Below are 20,401 nucleotides of genomic sequence, written 5' to 3' on the forward strand. Positions count from 1 at the left end.
CACGCGGCAGGTTGGCCGGCAGCGGCTTGCGTTTGCCACGGCGCTTGACCGGCGCAACGACTTCTTCGGCTTCGGCTTCGGCTGGCTCGGCGGCCGGCGCTTCGATCAGCTCTTCGACCTCGTTGAACATGGCCAACTGCGGTGAGTCGGCGTCTTCAGAGCTGCGCTCGGACTTGGGCGAGAACAGCTTGTGGCGCAGCAAGGCGTTCTCTTCCTGCAACTGCAGAATCAGAGCCTTGAGCAGGACGGGATCGTCGGGAAGGTTGTCGGCGCCAAATTTCATGGCGCCGGATTATACCGGCTCAGGTTACGAAGCGCGGCGTCAGTATCTGGTGCGGACGGTTGCGCGCCATGCCTGGCGCACCACAAAAAAGGGCTCCCGCAGGAGCCCTCTCGTTCGAACAGGCGAACCGTGCTTAGACGCCAGAGGCCTCGGCAGCAGCTACGTCCTTGATCGACAGTTTGATACGGCCGCGGTTGTCCACGTCCAGTACCAGTACCTTCACTTCCTGGCCTTCCTGCAGCACGTCGGTGACCTTCTCCACGCGCTGATCACTGAGCATGGAGATGTGCACCAGACCGTCCTTGCCCGGCAGGATGTTGACGAAGGCACCGAAGTCGACGATGCGCTCGACCTTGCCGACGTAGATCTTGCCGATCTCGGCTTCGGCAGTGATGGCCAGCACGCGCTGCTTGGCAGCCTCGGCCGCGTCCTTGGTTTCGCCGAAGATCTTGATCGAGCCGTCGTCTTCGATATCGATCGAAGCCTTGGTCTCTTCGCAGATGGCGCGGATGGTGGCACCACCCTTGCCGATGACGTCGCGGATCTTGTCCTGGTCGATCTTCATCGCAATCATGGTTGGCGCGTTAGCCGACAGCTCGCTGCGCGATTGGGCGATGACCTGGTTCATCTGACCAAGGATGTTCAGACGCGCTTCCAGCGCCTGCTCCAGCGCCTGCTCCATGATCTCTTCGGTGATGCCCTGGATCTTGATGTCCATCTGCAGCGCGGTAACACCCTTGGCGGTACCGGCTACTTTGAAGTCCATGTCGCCCAGGTGATCTTCGTCACCGAGGATGTCGGTCAGCACGGCGAATTTCTCACCCTCGAGCACCAGACCCATGGCGATACCGGCAACCGGTGCCTTCATCGGCACACCGGCGTCCATCAGCGCCAGGGAAGCGCCGCACACCGAAGCCATGGAGGAAGAACCGTTGGACTCGGTGATTTCCGATACCACGCGGATGGTGTACGGGAACTCGTCAGCGCTCGGCAGCATAGCGGCAACGCCACGACGGGCGAGACGGCCGTGGCCGATTTCGCGGCGGCCAGTGGCGCCCATGCGACCACACTCACCGACCGAGTACGGCGGGAAGTTGTAGTGCAGCATGAAGGGGTCTTTCTTCTCGCCTTCGAGGGTGTCCAGCAGCTGTGCGTCGCGGGCGGTACCGAGGGTAGCCACCACCAGCGCCTGGGTTTCGCCACGGGTGAACAGCGCCGAACCGTGGGTCTTGTCCAGTACACCGACTTCGATGTTCAGGCCACGCACGGTGCGGGTGTCACGACCATCGATACGCGGTTTGCCGTTGACGATGTTCTCGCGCACGGTGCGGTATTCGATCTCGCCAAAGGCTTCCTTGACTTCACCGGCAGTAGGCTGACCTTCTTCACCGGAGAACTTGGCCACGACCTGATCACGCAGCTCGCCCAGACGCGCGTAGCGGTCCTGCTTGACGGTGATGGTGTAGGCCTGGGAAATCGCCTCGCCGAACTCGCTACGGATGGCATTCAGCAGCGCGGTGTTTTCCGGCTTCGGCTGCCAGTCCCAGGTCGGCTTGCCGGCTTCAGCGGCCAGCTCGGCAACAGCCTGGATGACCACCTGAAATTCTTCATGGGCAAACAGTACGGCGCCCAGCATCTGGTCTTCGGTCAGCTCTTTGGCTTCCGATTCGACCATCAGCACGGCGTCCTTGGTGCCGGCCACGACCATGTCCAGGCTGGAAGCCTTGAGCTGCTCGTAGTTCGGGTTCAGCAGGTAGCCGGTTTCCGGGTGGAAGGCAACGCGCGCAGCACCGATCGGGCCGTTGAACGGGATACCGGAGATGGCCAGGGCAGCCGAGGTACCGATCATCGCAGCGATGTCCGGGTCGGTCTTCTTGCTGGTGGAAACCACGGTGCAGATGACCTGCACTTCGTTCTGGAAGCCTTCCGGGAACAGCGGACGGATCGGGCGATCGATCAGACGCGAGGTCAGGGTTTCTTTCTCGGAAGGACGTGCTTCACGCTTGAAGAAACCGCCGGGGATCTTGCCGGCAGCGTAGGTCTTTTCCTGATAGTGCACGGACAGCGGGAAGAAGCCCTTGCTTGGGTCGGCAGTCTTGGCGCCGGTTACGGCGACCAGCACGCTGACGTCGTCGTCAACGGTGACCAGCACTGCGCCGGAGGCTTGACGGGCAATGCGGCCAGTCTCGAGGGTAACGGTCGACTGACCGAACTGGAATTTCTTGATTACCGGGTTCACGGTGTTTTCCTTCTCTTTGTTGCCTTGGGGGAAATTGGAAAGAGGCGCGGGAGTCGGACCCGATGCATCCCTCGAAAAGCCAAAAGCTGGAAGCCCAGCGCCACGAGCTGAGGATCACTCCCCACTCGCGACGCCGAACTCCCAGCTTCCAACTTGCGCAGCTCGCGTCTATTAACGACGCAGGCCCAGGCGACCGATCAGGGCGCTGTAACGACTGGAGTCTTTACCCTTCAGGTAGTCCAGCAGCTTGCGGCGCTGGTTCACCATACGGATCAGACCACGACGGCTGTGGTGATCTTTACCGTTGGCCTTGAAGTGGCCTTGCAGCTTGTTGATGTTGGCGGTCAGCAGGGCAACCTGCACTTCCGGGCTACCGGTATCGCCTTCAGCTTGCTTGTAGTCGTTAACGATCTGGGCTTTTTCTTCAACGCTGAGTGCCATGTTGGCTTCCTCTCATCTGGAAACTGCCGAAGCAGTCTCAATAGGCCGGGAATCGCTCCCCGTGTTTTAAAAAGAGGTATGACCGTGCCTACTAACAGCCACCCTCGCAGCACCTGATGACGACGTCGTCAGCATCAGGCTTTCAGCCTTCTCGGCCGAACCGTTCGGTGCTACGCACCGGTATAAATCAATCGACGCGGGGCGATACGCCCATCGTCACTCACTTCACCGATGCCGATGAAGCGACCATTGTGATCCTGCACCCGCACCATACCGAACTTCGGTGCTTCCGGCGCTCGCACCGGCTGCCCTTGCAACCAGTAGAACGCACTGTGCTCGGAGAACTGCAGCAGCGGCCAGTCCTGCAGACCGCTATCGGCCGGTAGCAGGAAGCGATCCAGCGCCTCGTTACCACCTTCGGCGTGTGCAGCCTCCAGTTCTTCCAGCGTCACGGTACGCGCCAGATCGAACGGGCCGGCCTTGGTACGACGCAACTTGGCGACATGTGCACCGCAGCCGAGCAACTGGCCGAGGTCCTCGACCAGCGTACGAATATAGGTGCCTTTGCTGCAATCAACCGCCAGACGGGCCTGCTCGCCTTCGCAGGCCAGCAGTTCCAGGCGCGCAATAGTAACAGAACGCGCTTCGCGCTCCACTACTTCACCCGCACGAGCCAGCTTGTAGAGTGGCTGACCATCCTTCTTCAAGGCCGAGTACATTGGTGGTATCTGTTTGATTTCACCGCGAAAACGCGGCAACAGCGCCTCAATCTCGGCGCGACCGACGGTCACCGGGCGCCGTTCGATAACATCGCCTTCGGCATCACCAGTGGTGGTGGTGACACCCAACTGAGCGACGGTCTCGTAGCCCTTGTCAGCGTCGAGCAGATACTGAGAAAACTTGGTCGCCTCACCGAAACACAGCGGCAGTACACCGGTGGCCAACGGGTCGAGGCTACCGGTGTGACCGGCCTTCTCGGCATTGAGCAGCCAACGCACCTTTTGCAGCGCGGCGTTGGAGGTGAAACCGTGCGGCTTGTCGAGCAGGATGATGCCGTCGACCTTGCGGCGAATACGTTTGACCTGCGCCACGCCTTACTCCTTGGAACCCGCGGTGTCGTCGTGCAGACGATCTTCCGCCACGGCACGCTCGATCAGTGCCGACAGGTGAGCACCGCGCTGGACGCTCTCGTCGTAGTGGAAGTGCAGCTGTGGCACGCTGCGCAGCTTCATCGCCTTGCCCAGCTGCATGCGCAGGAAACCGGCCGCGTCGTTGAGTACCTTGAGGCTCTCTTTGATCGCCTCGGCATCATCCTGCCCCATGACGGTGATGAAGACCTTGGCGTGACCGATATCACGACTGACGTCGACTGCGGTGATGGTCACCAGCCCCAGACGCGGATCCTTGACCTCACGCCGAATAAGCTGGGCCAGTTCGCGTTGCATCTGGTCGCCGATACGCTGGGTACGGCTGTAATCTTTGGCCATTTTCTCGTTACCTTTACTTCCTCCGCTGCCTGTTCGCCAGCGGACTCAAAAGCGGCAAACGCCCGGCCGCGCGAATGCGGGGCCGGGCGTTGCGTGTTGCGACTCGCGATTACAGGCTGCGAGCCACCTGGACTTTCTCGAACACTTCGATCTTGTCGCCGACCTTGACGTCGTTGTAGCTCTTCACGCCGATACCGCACTCCATGCCGTTGCGCACTTCGGCAACGTCGTCCTTGAAGCGACGCAGCGATTCCAGCTCGCCTTCGAAGATCACCACGTCCTCGCGCAGTACGCGGATCGGACGGTTGCGGTAGACGGTGCCCTCGATGACCATGCAGCCAGCGACAGCGCCGAACTTCGGCGAACGGAACACATCACGCACTTCGGCGGTGCCCAGGATGTTCTCGCGAACATCGCTGCCGAGCATACCGGTGAGCGCCTTCTTGACGTCTTCGATGATGTCGTAGATGACGTTGTAGTAGCGCATGTCCAGGCCTTCGGCCTCGACGATCTTGCGCGCACCAGCGTCAGCACGGACGTTGAAGCCGAACAGCACGGCGTTGGAAGCCAGCGCCAGGTTGGCATCGGACTCGGTGATACCACCGACGCCGCCACCGACCACACGCACCTGCACTTCGTCGTTACCCAGGGTGCTGAGCGAGCCCTGCAGGGCTTCCAGAGAACCACGCACATCGGCCTTGAGGACGATGTTGAGGGTTTTCTTCTCTTCCTGGCCCATGTTCTCGAAGATGTTTTCCAGCTTGCCGGCGTGAGCACGGGCCAGCTTGACCTCACGGAACTTGCCTTGACGGAACAGGGCAACTTCGCGGGCCTTCTTCTCGTCGGCGACCACGGTCATGTCATCACCGGCATCCGGCGTACCATCGAGGCCGAGGATCTCGACCGGAATGGAAGGACCGGCTTCCTTGATCGGCTTGCCGTTCTCGTCAAGCATGGCACGCACGCGGCCATAGTTGACGCCAACCAGGACCATGTCGCCCTGACGCAGGGTACCGTCCTGAACCAGCACGGTGGCCACCGGGCCACGGCCCTTGTCCAGACGCGATTCGACCACCACACCACGACCCGGGGCCGACGGCGTGGCTTTCAGCTCGAGAACTTCAGCCTGCAGCAGTACGGCTTCGAGCAGCTCGTCGATGCCGGTACCCATCTTGGCCGACACGTGCACGTAAGGTGCATCGCCGCCCCACTCTTCCGGGATCACGTCGAGAGCGGCCAGGCCGTTCTTGATGTTATCCGGGTTGGCATCGGGCTTGTCGATCTTGTTCACCGCGACCACGATCGGCACGCCGGCTGCTTTCGCATGCTGTACGGCTTCCTGGGTCTGCGGCATCACGCCGTCGTCAGCGGCGACGACCAGAATGACGATATCGGTGGCCTTGGCACCACGAGCACGCATCTGGGTGAACGCAGCGTGACCGGGGGTATCGAGGAAGGTGACCATGCCGCGCTCGGTTTCGACGTGGTAGGCACCGATGTGCTGGGTGATACCACCGGCTTCACCGGAAGCCACCTTGGCACGACGGATATAGTCGAGCAGCGAAGTCTTACCATGGTCGACGTGGCCCATCACGGTCACGACCGGTGCACGATGGAAGGTTTCACCCTCGAACTTCAGGGATTCGGCCAGTTGTTCTTCCAGGGCGTTGTCGCTGACCAGCTTGACCTTGTGACCGAACTCTTCGGCGACCAGTTGAGCGGTTTCCTGATCCAGCACCTGGTTGATGGTCACCGGGGTGCCCATCTTGAACATGAACTTGACGATCTCCGCACCCTTGATGGCCATTTGCTGGGCCAGATCGGAAACGGTGATGGTCTCGCCAATCGATACGTCACGCACGATAGGACCAGTCGGGCTCTGGAAGCCGTGCTGGTTGCGCTTCTTCATCTTGGCCTTGCCACGACCACCACGACGGAAGCCGTCGCTCTCTTCGTCAACACTACGCGGCGCGACACGCGGCGCCGGCGCCTTTTCCTTGAGGGTCGGGCGGTGCTGTGCGTGCTTGCGCTCACGGCGCTCGTCTTCGTCACTGCGCGCCTTCTCGGGGCGACGCACTTCCTCTTTCTTGCGCTCGGCGTCGACGACCGGAGCGGCAACAACCGGCTCGCTGACCGGAGCTGGCGCAGCAGCAGGTGCGGACGCTGGGCTGGTCGCCGTGGCTGCCTGACGCTTGGCTTCTTCTTCGGCCTTGCGCTTGGCTTCTTCCTCGGCTTTCAGGCGCTCGGCTTCGGCAGCAGCCTGCTGAGCTTCCAGCTCACGCTGCTTCTCGGCTTCGAGCTCTTCCGGGCTGCGCTTGACGAAGGTCTTCTTCTTGCGCACTTCCACGCTGATGGTCTTGCTGCCAGCAACACGCAGGGTGCTGGTGGTCTTGCGCTGCAAGGTAATCTTGCGCGGCTCTTCGACCTTGTCGCCGTGACTGCTCTTGAGATGGGCCAGCAAGGCCTGCTTCTCACTATCGGTCACTACCTGTTCGGCACTGTCGTGGGACAGGCCGGCTTCACGCATCTGCTGCAGCAGGCGCTCAACCGGGGTGTCGACCACTTTGGCCAGTTCTTTTACCGTGACTTGCGTCATGCATCTTTCTCCTCAGGCCGCAACCGCTTATTCGAACCAGTGGGCTCGAGCGGCCATGATCAGCTTGCCGGCACGCTCTTCGTCGATGCCGTCGATGTCGAGCAGGTCGTCGATCGACTGCTCGGCCAGGTCTTCACGGGTAATCACGCCGCGCAGCGCGAGCTCGAGAGCCAGCGCCTTGTCCATGCCTTCCAGTTCCAGCAGATCATCTGCCGGATGGGCATCGGCCAACTTCTCCTCGTTGGCGATCGCCTTGGTCAGCAGACGATCCTTAGCCCGTGCACGTAGCTCATTGACGATCTCCTCGTCGAAGCCGTCGATACTGAGCATTTCTTCCATGGGTACGTAGGCAATCTCTTCGAGACTGGTGAAACCCTCTTCGATCAGGACTTGAGCCAGTTCTTCGTCGACTTCCAGCTCATCGATGAAGGACTGCATGATGTCGCCGGTTTCTGCCTGTTGCTTGGCCTGGATATCCGCTTCGGTCATCACGTTCAGCGTCCAGCCAGTCAGCTGACTGGCCAGGCGCACGTTCTGACCGCCACGGCCGATGGCCTGCGCCAGGTTGTCTTCGGCGACGGCGATGTCCATGGCATGGGCATCTTCATCGACGATGATCGCAGCCACTTCAGCCGGCGACATGGCATTGATCACGAACTGCGCGGGGTTGTCGTCCCACAGCACGATATCCACACGCTCGCCACCCAGTTCGCCGGAAACGGCCTGGACACGCGAACCGCGCATGCCGATGCAGGCGCCTTGCGGGTCGATACGTTTGTCCTTGGAGCGTACGGCGATCTTAGCGCGCGAACCCGGATCACGGGAGGCAGCCTTGACGTCGATCAGCCCTTCGGCGATTTCCGGTACTTCGATGCGGAAAAGCTCGATCAGCATTTCCGGCGCGGTACGCGACAGGATCAGTTGCGGGCCGCGGTTCTCGGTACGAATTTCCTTGAGCAGGGCACGCAGACGCACACCCACGCGGAAAGTCTCGCGCGGGATGATGTCTTCACGGGCCAGCAGCGCCTCGGCGTTGTTGCCCAGGTCGACGATGACGTTGTCGCGGGTGACCTTCTTGACGGTGCCGGAGACGATCTCACCCAGCCGCTCGCGGTAGGCGTCTACCACTTGAGCACGCTCAGCCTCGCGCACTTTCTGCACGATGACCTGCTTGGCGGTTTGCGCGGCGATGCGACCGAACTCGATGGAATCGACCTTCTCTTCGAGCACGTCACCGATCTTGGCGTTGGCCTCAACGGCCTGCGGCATGTCCTCGGTCACCTGATAGGCCGGGTCCTCGAACTCGGACTCATCGACCACGGTCCAGCGGCGGAAAGTTTCGTAACTACCGTTCTGACGATTGATCGACACACGCAGATCGACCTCGTCCTCGAAACGTTTCTTGGTCGCGGTCGCCAGAGCCAGCTCCAGCGCCTCGAAAATCACGCCGGCCGGCACACCCTTCTCGTTGGATACCGACTCAACAACCAGCAGTACTTCTTTGCTCATCGTACGCCTCGCCTTTCGCAATCCATTGGTTCTGCACAGTCCGCGTCACGCTTACGCCATCGGCGCCAAAATACGTGCGCTACCGCGCTACCTTCGCGCCATCTGTGTCGCTTGCGCTGCGCCGACAATCGACAGTCCAGCAGCGCCACAGAATCCGCATCTCAATCAAATCGGGGGATGATATTGGCCTTGTCGATCAGGTCGATCGGCAACAGATACTCGTGGTCATCCACCTGAACTACCACGTCCTGCTCCTCCACACCGCGAAGGAGGCCCTGGAAGTTACGACGCCCGTCGAAAGGCGAACGCAGCTTGATCTTCACCTGTTCACCGGCATGCGTCGCAAACTGTTCGAGGGTGAACAACGGACGATCCATGCCAGGAGAAGAAACTTCCAGTGTGTACTCCGAGGTAATCGGATCCTCGACATCGAGTACACCACTGAGCTGACGGCTGACGATTTCACAATCGTCGATCAGGATGCCATCGGCTTTATCGATATAGACACGCAGCAGCGAATGACGCCCCTGCGACAGGAACTCGATGCCCCAACATTGGTAACCGAGTGCCTCGATTACTGGGGCCAACAAGGCCTGCAACTGTTCTAGCTTGCTCGACACTTAACGGCCCTCGTGCATGCTGTGCAAATAAAAAATGGGCGAAACGCCCATCCCATCAATCCGCCGTAAATACCAACGGACACTGTCTTTCAGCTAACAAAAAGCCCCTGAAAAGGGGCCTGCTGAAACTGGTTGCGGGGGCAGGATTTGAACCTACGACCTTCGGGTTATGAGCCCGACGAGCTACCAGACTGCTCCACCCCGCGTCAAAGCTAGGCCGGAATTATACGGCCACCCCCTGGCAAGGGTCAACCAAACACTCCAGCAACAAGAAAGCCCGCGAACTGCGGGCTTTCTTGAGTATGGTACCGAGGAGGGGACTCGAACCCCTACAGCCTATGGCCACTACCACCTCAAGGTAGCGTGTCTACCAATTCCACCACCTCGGCAAAACTGTTACTGCCCTGGAGCCTCCGGCACATCCGAAGCATCGGATGCTGGAGCTTGCTCTTCGAGCACCGGCACATCTTCGACAGCCGGTTTTTGTTGAACTTCCAGAACCGCTGGATCTGGCAGACCAACTTGAGTCAGTGCATCAGCTTTTTCTTTAGCAAAGAACGCTAAACCCAAGCTGGTAATGAAAAAAGCCGCGGCAAGTATACCAGTAAACTTACTCAGAAAGGTAGAGGAACCTTGGCTTCCGAATACAGTTGCCGAAGCACCCGAACCGAACGACGCACCCGCGTCAGCGCCTTTACCCTGCTGCAACAGCACCAGCACTACAATCCCGATCGCACCCAGCAGGTGCAGAACAACAATGACTGTTTCCAGCATTCTTCAGTTTCCTGCAGCGCGACAGATCGCACCGAATTCATCCGCATTCAGAGAGGCTCCACCCACGAGCCCCCCATCGATATCTCGCATGCCGAACAACTCGGCAGCACTGGCGGCCTTCACACTGCCACCATAAAGAATTCTCAGCCCGCTCGCGACACCAGCATCGAGCTGCGCAACTTGCGCACGGATTGCTGCGTGCACTTCCTGAGCCTGCTCAGGCGTAGCGGTCAACCCTGTACCAATGGCCCAGACAGGCTCATAGGCAACTACGGCATTCTTTAGCGCTTCGACACCCAGGGCATCGATCACTGCAGCCAATTGGCCGCCCACCACATCCAGCGTTTCACTCGCTTCGCGCTGCTCACGCGTCTCACCGACACAGAGCACCGGCACCAGGCCGGCAGCCTGAATTGCAGCAAACTTGCGCACGATCACTTCGTCACTCTCACCCAGAATCAGGCGACGCTCGGAATGACCCACCAGCACCAACCCACAGCCGCCATCGACCAACTGACTGACCGCAAGCTCACCGGTCAAGGCGCCCTGCTCGACTTGCGCCGCGCAATCCTGCGCTCCAACCTTTACAGCCTTGCCATCCAGGCCTTCGACGACCTGAGCGATATGCAGACTGGAGGGGAACACCGCGACCTCGACATCGGCAGGCAAGTCCTGCTGACGCAACCCTTCAATCAGCTCTGCGACGCTGGCGCGGGTACCGTGCATTTTCCAGTTACCGGCGACCAAGGGGCGACGCATGTTCTACCTCGTCGATCAAAGAGGGCGCAGATGTTACCCAAGAGCCCTGCGCGTAGCAAGCGCAATCATGCACAGACTTCAGCAACAATCTTAGCCAATTCATCGGCATAGCTGCGCACGGCAGCTTCGTCATCACCTTCGACCATCACGCGCAAAAGAGGCTCGGTGCCGGACTTGCGCAGCAACACTCGACCACGTCCAGCCATGCTCTCGGTCACCCGCGCGCAGGCTTCCTTCACCGACGGATGCTCGAGCGGATCGACAGCACCGGAGAATCGCACATTGACCAGCACCTGCGGACACTTCTTCAGATCACTGCGCGCATCAACCAGGCTCTGACCGCGGCGCTTGAGCGCCATCAAAACCTGCAGGGCCGCAATAATCGCATCGCCAGTCGTGGTGTGCTGGAAGCACACCAGGTGCCCGGAATTCTCGCCACCGAGCTGCCAGTTGCGCGCCAACAATTCAGCGATCACATAACGATCGCCGACATTGGCGCGAATGAATGGGATGTTCAGATCGGCCAGAGCCAGTTCCAGCCCGAGATTGCTCATCAGCGTGCCGACCACACCACCACGCAGCCGCCCACGCTCCTGCAGATCACGCGCAATGATGAACAACAGCTCATCACCATCGACCACCGCACCATATTGGTCGACCATCAGCACACGATCAGCATCGCCATCGAAGGCGATACCCAGATCAGCCTGCTGTGCGACCACTTCAGCCTGCAGCGCGGCAATGTGCGTGGAACCGCAACCGTCGTTGATATTCAGCCCGTCGGGCTGCGCCGAAATCACCCGAACCTCCGCACCCAGCTCGCGAAACACGCTAGGCGCGACCTTGTAGGCAGCGCCATGGGCGCAATCGATGACGATCTTCAGGCCTTTGAAGCTGGTACCACTGGGCACACTACCCTTGCAGAACTCGATGTAGCGACCGGAGGCATCGTTGATCCGCGAAGCCTTACCGATCCCGGCAGATTCGACCACGGTCATCGGCTGATCGAGCAGCTCTTCGATCATCGCCTCGACATCATCGGGCAACTTGGTGCCCTCACTGGAGAAGAACTTGATGCCATTGTCGTCATGCGGATTGTGCGAGGCACTGATGACGATACCGGCATCAGCTTGGAAGGTACGGGTCAGATAGGCAATTGCAGGCGTCGGCATCGGACCGAGCAGTTGCACGTCCGCGCCCGCGGCAGCCAGACCAGCCTCCAGCGCGGATTCGAACATGTAGCCGGAAATGCGCGTGTCCTTACCGATCAGGATGCGGCACTTGCCCTGCTTGCGAAACGCCATGCCAGCCGCCCAACCGAGCTTGAGCATGAAATCCGGAGTAATGGGAAACTGGCCAACACGACCACGAATGCCGTCGGTGCCGAAGTACTTTCTAGCCATAACGCTTTCCTTGTTAGCAGGCTATTGAAAACTACCTGCGTTGTCTGGCCGTCATTTAAAACAGCCTCAAAATGCTCATTTACAACACGTAAAGTCGAGCGCGGCTCCGAGCGTTTCTCGGCTGTTTTTGCCTGGCCCAGACCGCCTCGCCTACGTTTTCATAAGCCCGCTATTGTGCCGCTTCAACCGCAGCGATCATGCGCACCACGTCCACCGTTTCGGCGACATCGTGCACACGCAGAATATGTGCGCCTTTGGTCAAGGCCAGAGCAGCCAATGCCAGACTACCGTAGAGACGACCACCAACCTCGTGACCAAGCACCTTGCCGATCATGCTCTTGCGTGACACACCAACCAGCAAGGGCCGCCCCAACGCAGAGAGCTCACTCATGCGCTTGAACAGGGCGAGATTGTGCTCCAGGGTTTTGGCAAATCCAAAGCCCGGATCGAGCAGGATCCGCTCAGCGGGAATACCGGCTGTCGCGCAGATGGCCATGCGCTCGACGAGAAAATCACGTACCTCAGCGACGATATCCGGATACTGCGGATCATCCTGCATGTTCCCGGGCTCGCCGCGCATATGCATCAGACACACCGGCAGACCGGTATCGACAGCCGCATCCAGAGCGCCATCGCGCTGCAACGAGCGCACGTCATTGATCAGCCCCGCGCCCACTCGCGCACTTTCGCGCATGACGGCCGGAGTCGAGGTATCCACGGAGATGATCACGTCCAGATTACGCGCAATGGCCTCGACCACTGGCACGACCCGCTCCAGCTCCTCGGTCGGCGAAACGGCACGGGCGCCCGGGCGGGTGGACTCACCACCGATATCGATCAGCGTCGCACCCGCGGCGACCATCTGCTCGGCGTGACGCAATGCAGCATCGCGCGCCGTAAAGCGCCCACCGTCAGAGAAAGAATCCGGAGTGACATTGAGGATGCCCATCACCTGCGGACGGGACAAATCAAGAAGCCGGCTACCACAGGGTAGCCGGCTCGGGTGTTGCGCTTGAGACATATGAAACCTTAGTGCTCGGCCGCCGGCCCACCAATGGGCTTTTCAGAACGATCTGGCTCGTCGACCTTGGCCTGCGGAGCACCGGAGTCACCGCCACCATCCCAGCCGCGCGGCTCACGAGGCTCGCGACCATTCATGATGTCGTCGATCTGCTCGGCATCGATGGTTTCGTACTTCATCAGTGCTTCGGCCATGGCATCGAGCTTGTCACGGTTCTCTACCAGCAGCTTCTTGGCCGTGGCGTAGCATTCATCGATGATGCGGCGCACTTCTTCATCGATCAGCTTGGCGGTTTCGCCGGAGACATTGCTGTTCTGGCTGCCCATGCTGCGACCGAGGAATACTTCACCCTCCTCTTCGGCATACATCAGCGGGCCCAGCTTCTCGGACAAACCCCACTTGGTCACCATGTTCTTGGCCAACTGAGTGGCGCGCATGATGTCGTTGGACGCACCCGTGGTGACGCCGTCGAAGCCCAGGGTCATTTCCTCGGCGATACGGCCACCGAACAGCGAGCAGATCTGACTGATCAGTGCACGTTTGCTCAGGCTGTAACGATCCTCTTCCGGCAGGAACATGGTCACGCCCAGAGCACGACCACGCGGAATGATGGACACCTTGTAGACCGGATCATGCTCGGGCACCAGACGACCGACGATGGCGTGGCCCGCCTCGTGGTAAGCGGTGTTGAGCTTCTCCTTGTCGGACATGACCATGGTCTTGCGCTCGGCGCCCATCATGATCTTGTCCTTGGCCAGCTCGAATTCCTTCATTTCCACCAGGCGCTTGCCGGCACGGGCTGCGAACAGCGAAGCCTCGTTGACCAGGTTGGCCAGATCGGCACCGGAGAAGCCCGGCGTACCACGGGCAATGACCGCCGGATTGACGTCGTCACCCACCGGCACCTTGCGCATGTGCACTTTCAGAATCTGCTCGCGACCACGGATATCCGGCAAACCAACGACTACCTGGCGGTCGAAACGACCGGGACGCAGCAGCGCCGGATCCAGAACGTCAGGGCGGTTGGTGGCGGCAATGACGATGATGCCATCATTCATTTCAAAGCCGTCCATCTCCACCAGCAACTGGTTGAGGGTCTGCTCGCGCTCGTCGTGACCACCGCCCATGCCGGCGCCACGATGGCGACCCACGGCGTCGATCTCGTCAATGAAGATGATGCACGGCGCATGTTTCTTGGCCTGGTCGAACATGTCACGCACGCGGGACGCACCCACGCCGACGAACATTTCGACGAAGTCGGAACCGGAAATGGTGAAGAACGGTACTTTCGCTTCACCGGCAACGGCCTTGGCCAGCAAGGTTTTACCAGTACCTGGCGAGCCGACCATCAGCACGCCGCGAGGAATACGCCCGCCAAGACGCTGAAACTTGCCCGGATCGCGCAAAAACTCGACCAGTTCACTCACCTCCTCCTTGGCCTCGTCGCACCCGGCAACGTCAGCGAAGGTGGTCTTGACCTGATCTTCGGAGAGCAAACGCGCCTTGGACTTGCCGAAGCTCATCGGCCCGCCCTTGCCACCGACACCGCCCTGCATCTGGCGCATGAAGAACATGAACACGGCGATGATGACCAGAATCGGGAAACTGGCGACCAGCAGCTGAGTCCAGATGCTCTGCTGCTCAGGCAGCTTGCCTTCGATGACCACATTGTTGTCGATCAGATCACCGATCAGACCGCCGTCCTGGATGGCCGGACGGATGGTCCTGAAGCCCTCGCCGTCGGTACGCTTGCCGGTGATCACGTAACCGTCGACGGTCACGCGCTCGACACGCCCTTCCTTCACCTGCTCGATGAATTGCGAGTAGCTCAGTGTCTGCGGCTCGCTCGGGCTGGAAAAGTTATTCATCACGGTGACCAGCACCGCCGCGATGATCAGCCACAGAATCAGATTCTTTGCCATATCGTTCAATTAGCTACCCTCTGAAGCAGGCCTCTTGGCGAAGCAGGCTTCCCATGACGACCAGTGATATACCGACCTAACTTACACCAAACGCCTGCATCCCGCAGGCACCGTCTGTAACCCTTTATGAGGTTTCCCACACTGAGACCGGCAGAGCAGGTCTCAGTTTCGTGTCATGCACCCCGAAAACCACGTGCCAGCAGGTACTGCTCGCGCAAGCGATCGCGCGACGACAGCGGCTTGCGCATCTGCACCTTGTCGAAGGTCTCACGCACCTGCTTGTGATACGCATCGAAACCTTCGCCCTGGAAAATCTTGATCAGGAAATCGCCGCCCGGAAGCAAAACCCGCCCGGCCAGATCCAGCGCCAGCTCGCACAGGTACATCGCGCGCTTGGTCGGCAGTCCTTACCCCACTCATATTGGGGGCCATATCGGAAATAACAAGGTCGACCGGATTTTCACCGATAGCCTCGAGAATCCGCGCGAACACCGCATCGTCGCTAAAGTCGCCCTGAATGAAGGTAACGTCGGGGATGCTACCCATCTCCAGAATGTCGGAAGCGATCAGACGGCCCTTGTCGCCGATTACCCGGCTGGTGACCTGCGACCAGCCACCCGGCGCGGCACCAAGGTCGACCACGGTCATGACGGGACGCAGGATGCGATCCTTCTCCTGGATTTCCAGCAACTTGTAGCTGGCGCGCGAACGATAGCCATCTTTCTGCGCCATCTTCGCGTAAGGATCGTCGAAATGTTCTTTCAGCCAACGCTGGCTGGTCTTGGAACGTGCCACTGAAGCCTCGGATTCAACGGGTCATGAATAACTGCGCGGGCTCGGGTAAGATAAGCGCCGTTTTCCTGACCGAATTAGGTACTGACGATTATGCCGCTCACTCAAGAGCAGAAGAAACAATTCAAATCTATCGGCCACCACCTGAAACCTGTATTGATCGTGGCGGACAATGGTTTGACCGAGGGCGTACTGGCCGAACTGGATCGCGCCCTGAACGATCACGAGCTGATCAAGGTACAACTGCGCCTCACCGAACGCGAGGATCGCCAGGCCGCCATCGCTGCCCTGTGCGCAAGTGGACGTGCCGAACTGGTTCAGTCGATTGGCAAGGTCGCCCTGCTCTATCGCAAGAACCCCAAGCCCAATCGCAACCTGTCCAACGTGATTCGTTACCAGGGCTGACGGCTGCGTGCAGCGCCTGTCAGACGTCAGGCGCCGCGCAATTTACCCGGAACCGGTTGCAGTACCAGCAACAGACCGCAAAAGGCCATCACCAAGTAACTGAATCGCAGCCAGCGCTCGGCATCGGGCCAGTAACGCAGCACAGCGAAGTAGCTCAGGGCCATGGCCGCAACGGTCAGCAGTAGTTGCCCACGTATATCCCGCAACAGACTCGACAGACCTTCACTGCGCAGCAAGGCAAAAGCCTGCAGCGCAACGCATACCGCTGTCAGACCGACCAGTAGCGGCACCAGCCGCGTGGCTATCTCCTGCACCAGCAGAGGCGCCAGACCGCTTTGGCCGATGGCCGGCAGAATGACGAACTGCAACAACCACAAGCCGCCGACCCAGAGAGTCTGGGCCAGCTGCCAGCTAACGGCAGCGGCCCGCGACGGTTGTTGCGGTTTAGATATGACGGACTTCGACAATCTCGTACTCGATCAGGCCACTGGGGGTCTGCACTGCCACCACATCGCCCTCATTCTTGCCGATCAGGGCACGAGCGATAGGCGAACCGACAGAAATCTTGCCCTGCTTGATGTCGGCTTCGTCCTCGCCAACGATCTGGTAGGTCACGCTTTCGTCGGTGTCGACGTTGGCGATTTCCACCGTGGTGCCGAAGATCACCTTGCCGGTGTGCTCGATGGTAGTGACATCGATGATCACCGCGTTCTGCAGACGACCCTCGATATCACGCACACGCGCCTCGACCATGCCCTGCTCTTCACGCGCGGCGTGGTATTCGGCGTTTTCCTTGAGATCGCCCAGCTCGCGTGCCTCGGCAATCGCCTGACTCAGTGCGGGGCGACGCACCTTGGTCAGGTGCGCCAGCTCTTCTTCCAGGGCGCGAGCACCCTGGACGGTCATGGGGTACTTGTTCATGCCTTGATTCCTGCATGCAGATCCTGCAGCCGACGCACGGTCTTCTCGGGACCGAACTTGAGCGCTTCACAGACCGCCTGACCCGCCGCGATGGTGGTGGTGCAGTAGATCTTGTGCTGCAGGGCGTTACGACGGATCGAGTAGGAGTCAGCGATGGACTGACGCCCCTCGGTGGTGTTGATGATCAGGGTGACCTCATCATTCTTGATCATGTCGACCACATGCGGACGACCTTCGGTCACCTTGTTCACACGGCGTACCGGCAGACCGGCGGCCTCGATCACCTTGGCGGTGCCGGCAGTGGCAACCACCTCGAAACCCAGTGCGACCAGGTCACGGGCGACCTGAACGGCTTCCGGCTTGTCATCCTCACGCACGCTGATGAACGCGCAACCGGAGTTCGGCAGAATCTCGCTGGCACCCAGCTGCGCCTTGGCGAAGGCTTCGCCGAAGGTATCACCGACGCCCATTACCTCACCGGTGGATTTCATCTCTGGGCCGAGGATCGGGTCGACACCCGGGAACTTGGCGAAGGGGAACACCGCTTCCTTGACGCTGAAGAACGGCGGGATGATTTCCTTGCTGTAACCGGCCTCGGCCAGGCTCTTGCCGGCCATGACGCGCGCAGCGACCTTGGCCAGCGACTCGCCAACGCACTTGGAGACGAACGGCACGGTACGCGAGGCGCGCGGGTTCACTTCGATGACGTAGATGTCTTCGCCCTGTACGGCCATCTGCACGTTCATCAGGCCGACGACGCCGAGTTCCAGGGCCATTTTCTTGACCTGTTCGCGGATCTCGTCCTGGATGTGCATCGGCAGCGAGTACGGCGGCAGCGAGCAGGCGGAGTCACCGGAGTGCACGCCAGCCTGTTCGATGTGCTGCATGATCGCGCCGATCACCACGGTCTCGCCGTCACACACCGCATCCACGTCCACTTCGATGGCGCAGTTGAGGAAGCGATCGAGCAGCACCGGGCTGTCGTTGGAGACTTTCACCGCTTCGCGCATATAGCGCTTGAGTTCTTCTTCCTGGTAGACGATTTCCATCGCCCGGCCGCCCAGTACGTAGGACGGACGCACCACCATCGGGTAACCGATGTTCTTCGACAGGGCCAGGGCCTCGTCTTCGCTGCGCGCAGTGGCGTTGGCCGGCTGACGCAGGTTGAGGCGCTGCACCATCTGCTGGAAGCGCTCGCGGTCTTCGGCGCGGTCGATGGCCTCAGGGCTGGTGCCGATGATCGGCACGCCGGCTTCTTCCAGGGCGCGGCAGATCTTCAGCGGCGTCTGGCCGCCGTACTGCACGATCACGCCTTTCGGCTGTTCGACGCGGACGATTTCCAGCACGTCTTCCAGTGTCACTGGCTCGAAGTAGAGGCGATCGGAGGTGTCGTAGTCGGTGGAGACAGTTTCCGGGTTGCAGTTGACCATGATGGTCTCGTAACCGTCTTCACGCATGGCCAGCGCGGCGTGTACGCAGCAGTAGTCGAACTCGATGCCTTGGCCGATACGGTTGGGGCCACCGCCGAGGATCATGATCTTCTCGCGGCTCGACGGATTGGCCTCACACTCTTCCTCGTAGGTCGAGTACATGTAGGCGGTGTCAGTGGCGAATTCGGCGGCGCAGGTGTCCACACGCTTGTACACCGGCAGCACTTTCAGCTTGTGGCGATGAGCACGCAGGCTCTTCTCGGACACACCCAGCAGCTTGGCCAGGCGCGCATCGGAGAAGCCCTTACGCTTGAGCTTGAACATCAGGTCACGGTCGATGGCCGACAGACCCAAGGTCTGCACGGTAGCCTCGTCCTTGATCAGATCTTCGATCTGCACCAGGAACCACTCGTCGATACGGGTCAGCTCGAACACTTCGGCGACGCTCTTGCCGGCGCGGAAGGCATCGGCCACGTACCAGATGCGGTCGGCACTGGGCACGGTCAGCTCGCGACGCAGAGTGCTTTCAGCCTCCGGGTCGTTCAGGTCGAGCTTCGGATCGAAGCCGGCAACGCCCACTTCCAGGCCGCGCAGGGCTTTCTGCATGGACTCCTGAAAGGTACGGCCGATGGCCATGACTTCGCCCACGGATTTCATCTGAGTGGTCAGGCGGGCGTCGGCTTTCGGGAATTTCTCGAAGGCGAAGCGCGGCACCTTGGTCACCACGTAGTCGATCGCCGGCTCGAACGACGCCGGGGTACGCCCGCCGGTGATGTCGTTGGACAGCTCATCGAGGGTGTAGCCGACAGCCAGCTTGGCGGCAATCTTGGCGATCGGGAAGCCGGTGGCCTTGGAGGCCAGCGCCGAGCTACGCGATACACGCGGGTTCATTTCGATGACGACCATACGACCGGTGTTCGGGCAGATGCCGAACTGCACGTTGGAACCGCCGGTCTCCACGCCGATCTCGCGCAGCACTGCCAGCGAGGCGTTACGCAGGATCTGGTATTCCTTGTCGGTCAGGGTCTGTGCCGGCGCCACGGTGATCGAGTCACCGGTGTGTACCCCCATCGGGTCGAAGTTCTCGATGGAGCAGACGATGATGCAGTTGTCCTTCTTGTCACGGACCACCTCCATCTCGTATTCCTTCCAGCCGATCAGCGACTCGTCGATCAGCAGTTCGCTGGTCGGCGACAGATCCAGGCCGCGGGCGCAGATTTCCTCGAATTCTTCACGGTTGTAGGCGATGCCGCCACCGGTACCGCCCATGGTGAAGGACGGACGGATGATGCACGGGAAGCCCACCTGCTCCAGCACGCCGTACGCTTCTTCCATGTTGTGGGCGATGCCGGAAACCGGGCAGGCCAGGCCGATGCTCTTCATCGCCTTGTCGAAGCGCGAACGGTCTTCGGCTTTGTCGATGGTGTCGGCGTTGGCACCGATCATCTCGACGCCGAACTTCTCCAGGATGCCGTGCTTTTCCAGGTCCAGGGCGCAGTTCAGCGCGGTCTGGCCGCCCATGGTCGGCAACAGTGCGTCCGGGCGCTCCTTCTCGATGATCTTGGCCACGGTGGCCCACTTGATCGGCTCGATGTAGGTGGCGTCGGCCATGGCCGGGTCGGTCATGATGGTGGCCGGGTTGGAGTTCACCAGAATGACGCGAAAACCTTCTTCCTTCAGCGCCTTGCACGCTTGTGCGCCGGAGTAGTCGAACTCACAGGCCTGGCCGATGACGATGGGGCCGGCACCGAGGATCAGGATGCTTTTGATGTCTGTACGTTTTGGCATTTTCTTACTCT

Annotated in this window: 17 protein-coding genes, 2 tRNA genes and 1 pseudogene; 1 reads left to right on the forward strand and 19 read right to left on the reverse strand. The window is 60.4% G+C overall.

Annotation, left to right across the window (positions count from 1 at the left end):
- The 16 genes and pseudogenes from PSOLE_RS02865 to rlmE form a co-directional block, all read right to left on the reverse strand.
- On the reverse strand, window positions 1-283 hold a 283-nt coding region (locus tag PSOLE_RS02865), incomplete at its 3' end, for a transposase (protein WP_211281476.1).
- Window positions 284-416: 133 nt separating this feature from the next.
- Complete coding sequence (gene pnp, locus PSOLE_RS02870) at window positions 417-2,522, reverse strand: polyribonucleotide nucleotidyltransferase (protein WP_074860171.1); 2,106 nt, start codon at window positions 2,520-2,522, stop codon at window positions 417-419.
- Window positions 2,523-2,693: 171 nt separating this feature from the next.
- Window positions 2,694-2,963 (reverse strand): 30S ribosomal protein S15, encoded by a 270-nt coding sequence (rpsO, locus tag PSOLE_RS02875; protein ID WP_074860168.1) that lies wholly within the window; start codon window positions 2,961-2,963, stop codon window positions 2,694-2,696.
- A 170-nt stretch (window positions 2,964-3,133) separates the two neighbouring features.
- Window positions 3,134-4,054 carry a tRNA pseudouridine(55) synthase TruB gene (gene truB, locus PSOLE_RS02880; RefSeq protein WP_074860166.1) on the reverse strand — a complete coding sequence of 307 codons (921 nt, stop codon included), beginning with the start codon at window positions 4,052-4,054 and terminating at the stop codon, window positions 3,134-3,136.
- A gap of 3 nt (window positions 4,055-4,057) precedes the next feature.
- Window positions 4,058-4,450 (reverse strand): 30S ribosome-binding factor RbfA, encoded by a 393-nt coding sequence (rbfA, locus tag PSOLE_RS02885; RefSeq protein WP_004424397.1) that lies wholly within the window; start codon window positions 4,448-4,450, stop codon window positions 4,058-4,060.
- A gap of 109 nt (window positions 4,451-4,559) precedes the next feature.
- Entirely contained in the window at window positions 4,560-7,046 is a 2,487-nt protein-coding gene (gene infB, locus PSOLE_RS02890; RefSeq protein WP_074860164.1) for a translation initiation factor IF-2, read from the reverse strand.
- A gap of 27 nt (window positions 7,047-7,073) precedes the next feature.
- Window positions 7,074-8,555, reverse strand: coding sequence for a transcription termination factor NusA (nusA, locus tag PSOLE_RS02895; RefSeq protein ID WP_074860162.1), 1,482 nt, complete (start codon window positions 8,553-8,555; stop codon window positions 7,074-7,076).
- 161 nt (window positions 8,556-8,716) lie between these two features.
- Complete coding sequence (gene rimP, locus PSOLE_RS02900) at window positions 8,717-9,175, reverse strand: ribosome maturation factor RimP (protein WP_004424406.1); 459 nt, start codon at window positions 9,173-9,175, stop codon at window positions 8,717-8,719.
- Window positions 9,176-9,304: 129 nt separating this feature from the next.
- Window positions 9,305-9,381, reverse strand: a tRNA-Met gene (locus PSOLE_RS02905).
- Window positions 9,382-9,478: 97 nt separating this feature from the next.
- Window positions 9,479-9,564, reverse strand: a tRNA-Leu gene (locus PSOLE_RS02910).
- 7 nt (window positions 9,565-9,571) lie between these two features.
- The gene (gene secG, locus PSOLE_RS02915) at window positions 9,572-9,949 is read right to left on the reverse strand and encodes a preprotein translocase subunit SecG (RefSeq protein ID WP_074860159.1); all 378 of its coding nucleotides are present in this window, start codon (window positions 9,947-9,949) and stop codon (window positions 9,572-9,574) included.
- Between the two features lie 3 nt (window positions 9,950-9,952).
- Entirely contained in the window at window positions 9,953-10,708 is a 756-nt protein-coding gene (gene tpiA / locus PSOLE_RS02920) for a triose-phosphate isomerase (protein ID WP_074860157.1), read from the reverse strand.
- A 65-nt stretch (window positions 10,709-10,773) separates the two neighbouring features.
- Window positions 10,774-12,111 (reverse strand): phosphoglucosamine mutase, encoded by a 1,338-nt coding sequence (gene glmM / locus PSOLE_RS02925; protein ID WP_074860155.1) that lies wholly within the window; start codon window positions 12,109-12,111, stop codon window positions 10,774-10,776.
- 169 nt (window positions 12,112-12,280) lie between these two features.
- Window positions 12,281-13,132: a dihydropteroate synthase gene (gene folP / locus PSOLE_RS02930; RefSeq protein ID WP_074860153.1), complete on the reverse strand. Its 852-nt coding sequence runs from the start codon at window positions 13,130-13,132 to the stop codon at window positions 12,281-12,283.
- 8 nt (window positions 13,133-13,140) lie between these two features.
- Complete coding sequence (gene ftsH / locus PSOLE_RS02935; protein ID WP_074860151.1) at window positions 13,141-15,054, reverse strand: ATP-dependent zinc metalloprotease FtsH; 1,914 nt, start codon at window positions 15,052-15,054, stop codon at window positions 13,141-13,143.
- Window positions 15,055-15,227: 173 nt separating this feature from the next.
- Window positions 15,228-15,849, reverse strand: a pseudogene (gene rlmE / locus PSOLE_RS02940) (23S rRNA (uridine(2552)-2'-O)-methyltransferase RlmE).
- 90 nt (window positions 15,850-15,939) lie between these two features.
- Between rlmE and yhbY the strand changes: the two are divergent.
- Window positions 15,940-16,251 carry a ribosome assembly RNA-binding protein YhbY gene (gene yhbY, locus PSOLE_RS02945; RefSeq protein WP_004424422.1) on the forward strand — a complete coding sequence of 104 codons (312 nt, stop codon included), beginning with the start codon at window positions 15,940-15,942 and terminating at the stop codon, window positions 16,249-16,251.
- Between the two features lie 26 nt (window positions 16,252-16,277).
- Here the strand turns inward: yhbY and PSOLE_RS02950 are convergent, their stop codons facing one another.
- The 3 genes from PSOLE_RS02950 to carB are packed head-to-tail and all read right to left on the reverse strand — an operon-like array spanning window position 16,278 to window position 20,390.
- Window positions 16,278-16,718, reverse strand: coding sequence for a hypothetical protein (locus PSOLE_RS02950; protein ID WP_004424423.1), 441 nt, complete (start codon window positions 16,716-16,718; stop codon window positions 16,278-16,280).
- Window positions 16,696-17,172, reverse strand: a complete 477-nt coding sequence (gene greA, locus PSOLE_RS02955; protein WP_074860149.1) for a transcription elongation factor GreA — start codon at window positions 17,170-17,172, stop codon at window positions 16,696-16,698. The genes PSOLE_RS02950 and greA overlap by 23 nt, the downstream gene beginning before the upstream one ends.
- Window positions 17,169-20,390 (reverse strand): carbamoyl-phosphate synthase large subunit, encoded by a 3,222-nt coding sequence (gene carB / locus PSOLE_RS02960; protein ID WP_074860147.1) that lies wholly within the window; start codon window positions 20,388-20,390, stop codon window positions 17,169-17,171. Before carB ends, greA begins: the two co-directional genes overlap by 4 nt.
- Window positions 20,391-20,401: the final 11 nt, after the last annotated feature.

The sequence above is a fragment of the Pseudomonas oleovorans subsp. oleovorans genome (assembly GCF_002197815.1).
Taxonomy (GTDB): Bacteria; Pseudomonadota; Gammaproteobacteria; order Pseudomonadales; family Pseudomonadaceae; genus Aquipseudomonas; species Aquipseudomonas oleovorans.

Coding starts and splice junctions, on each gene's coding strand:
- rbfA (WP_004424397.1), bottom strand. CDS start 4,450: ATGGCCAAAGATTACAGCCGTACCCAGCGTATCGGCGACCAGATGCAA.
- secG (WP_074860159.1), bottom strand. CDS start 9,949: ATGCTGGAAACAGTCATTGTTGTTCTGCACCTGCTGGGTGCGATCGGG.
- tpiA (WP_074860157.1), bottom strand. CDS start 10,708: ATGCGTCGCCCCTTGGTCGCCGGTAACTGGAAAATGCACGGTACCCGC.
- folP (WP_074860153.1), bottom strand. CDS start 13,132: ATGTCTCAAGCGCAACACCCGAGCCGGCTACCCTGTGGTAGCCGGCTT.
- rpsO (WP_074860168.1), bottom strand. CDS start 2,963: ATGGCACTCAGCGTTGAAGAAAAAGCCCAGATCGTTAACGACTACAAG.
- ftsH (WP_074860151.1), bottom strand. CDS start 15,054: ATGGCAAAGAATCTGATTCTGTGGCTGATCATCGCGGCGGTGCTGGTC.
- greA (WP_074860149.1), bottom strand. CDS start 17,172: ATGAACAAGTACCCCATGACCGTCCAGGGTGCTCGCGCCCTGGAAGAA.
- infB (WP_074860164.1), bottom strand. CDS start 7,046: ATGACGCAAGTCACGGTAAAAGAACTGGCCAAAGTGGTCGACACCCCG.
- glmM (WP_074860155.1), bottom strand. CDS start 12,111: ATGGCTAGAAAGTACTTCGGCACCGACGGCATTCGTGGTCGTGTTGGC.
- carB (WP_074860147.1), bottom strand. CDS start 20,390: ATGCCAAAACGTACAGACATCAAAAGCATCCTGATCCTCGGTGCCGGC.
- nusA (WP_074860162.1), bottom strand. CDS start 8,555: ATGAGCAAAGAAGTACTGCTGGTTGTTGAGTCGGTATCCAACGAGAAG.
- yhbY (WP_004424422.1), top strand. CDS start 15,940: ATGCCGCTCACTCAAGAGCAGAAGAAACAATTCAAATCTATCGGCCAC.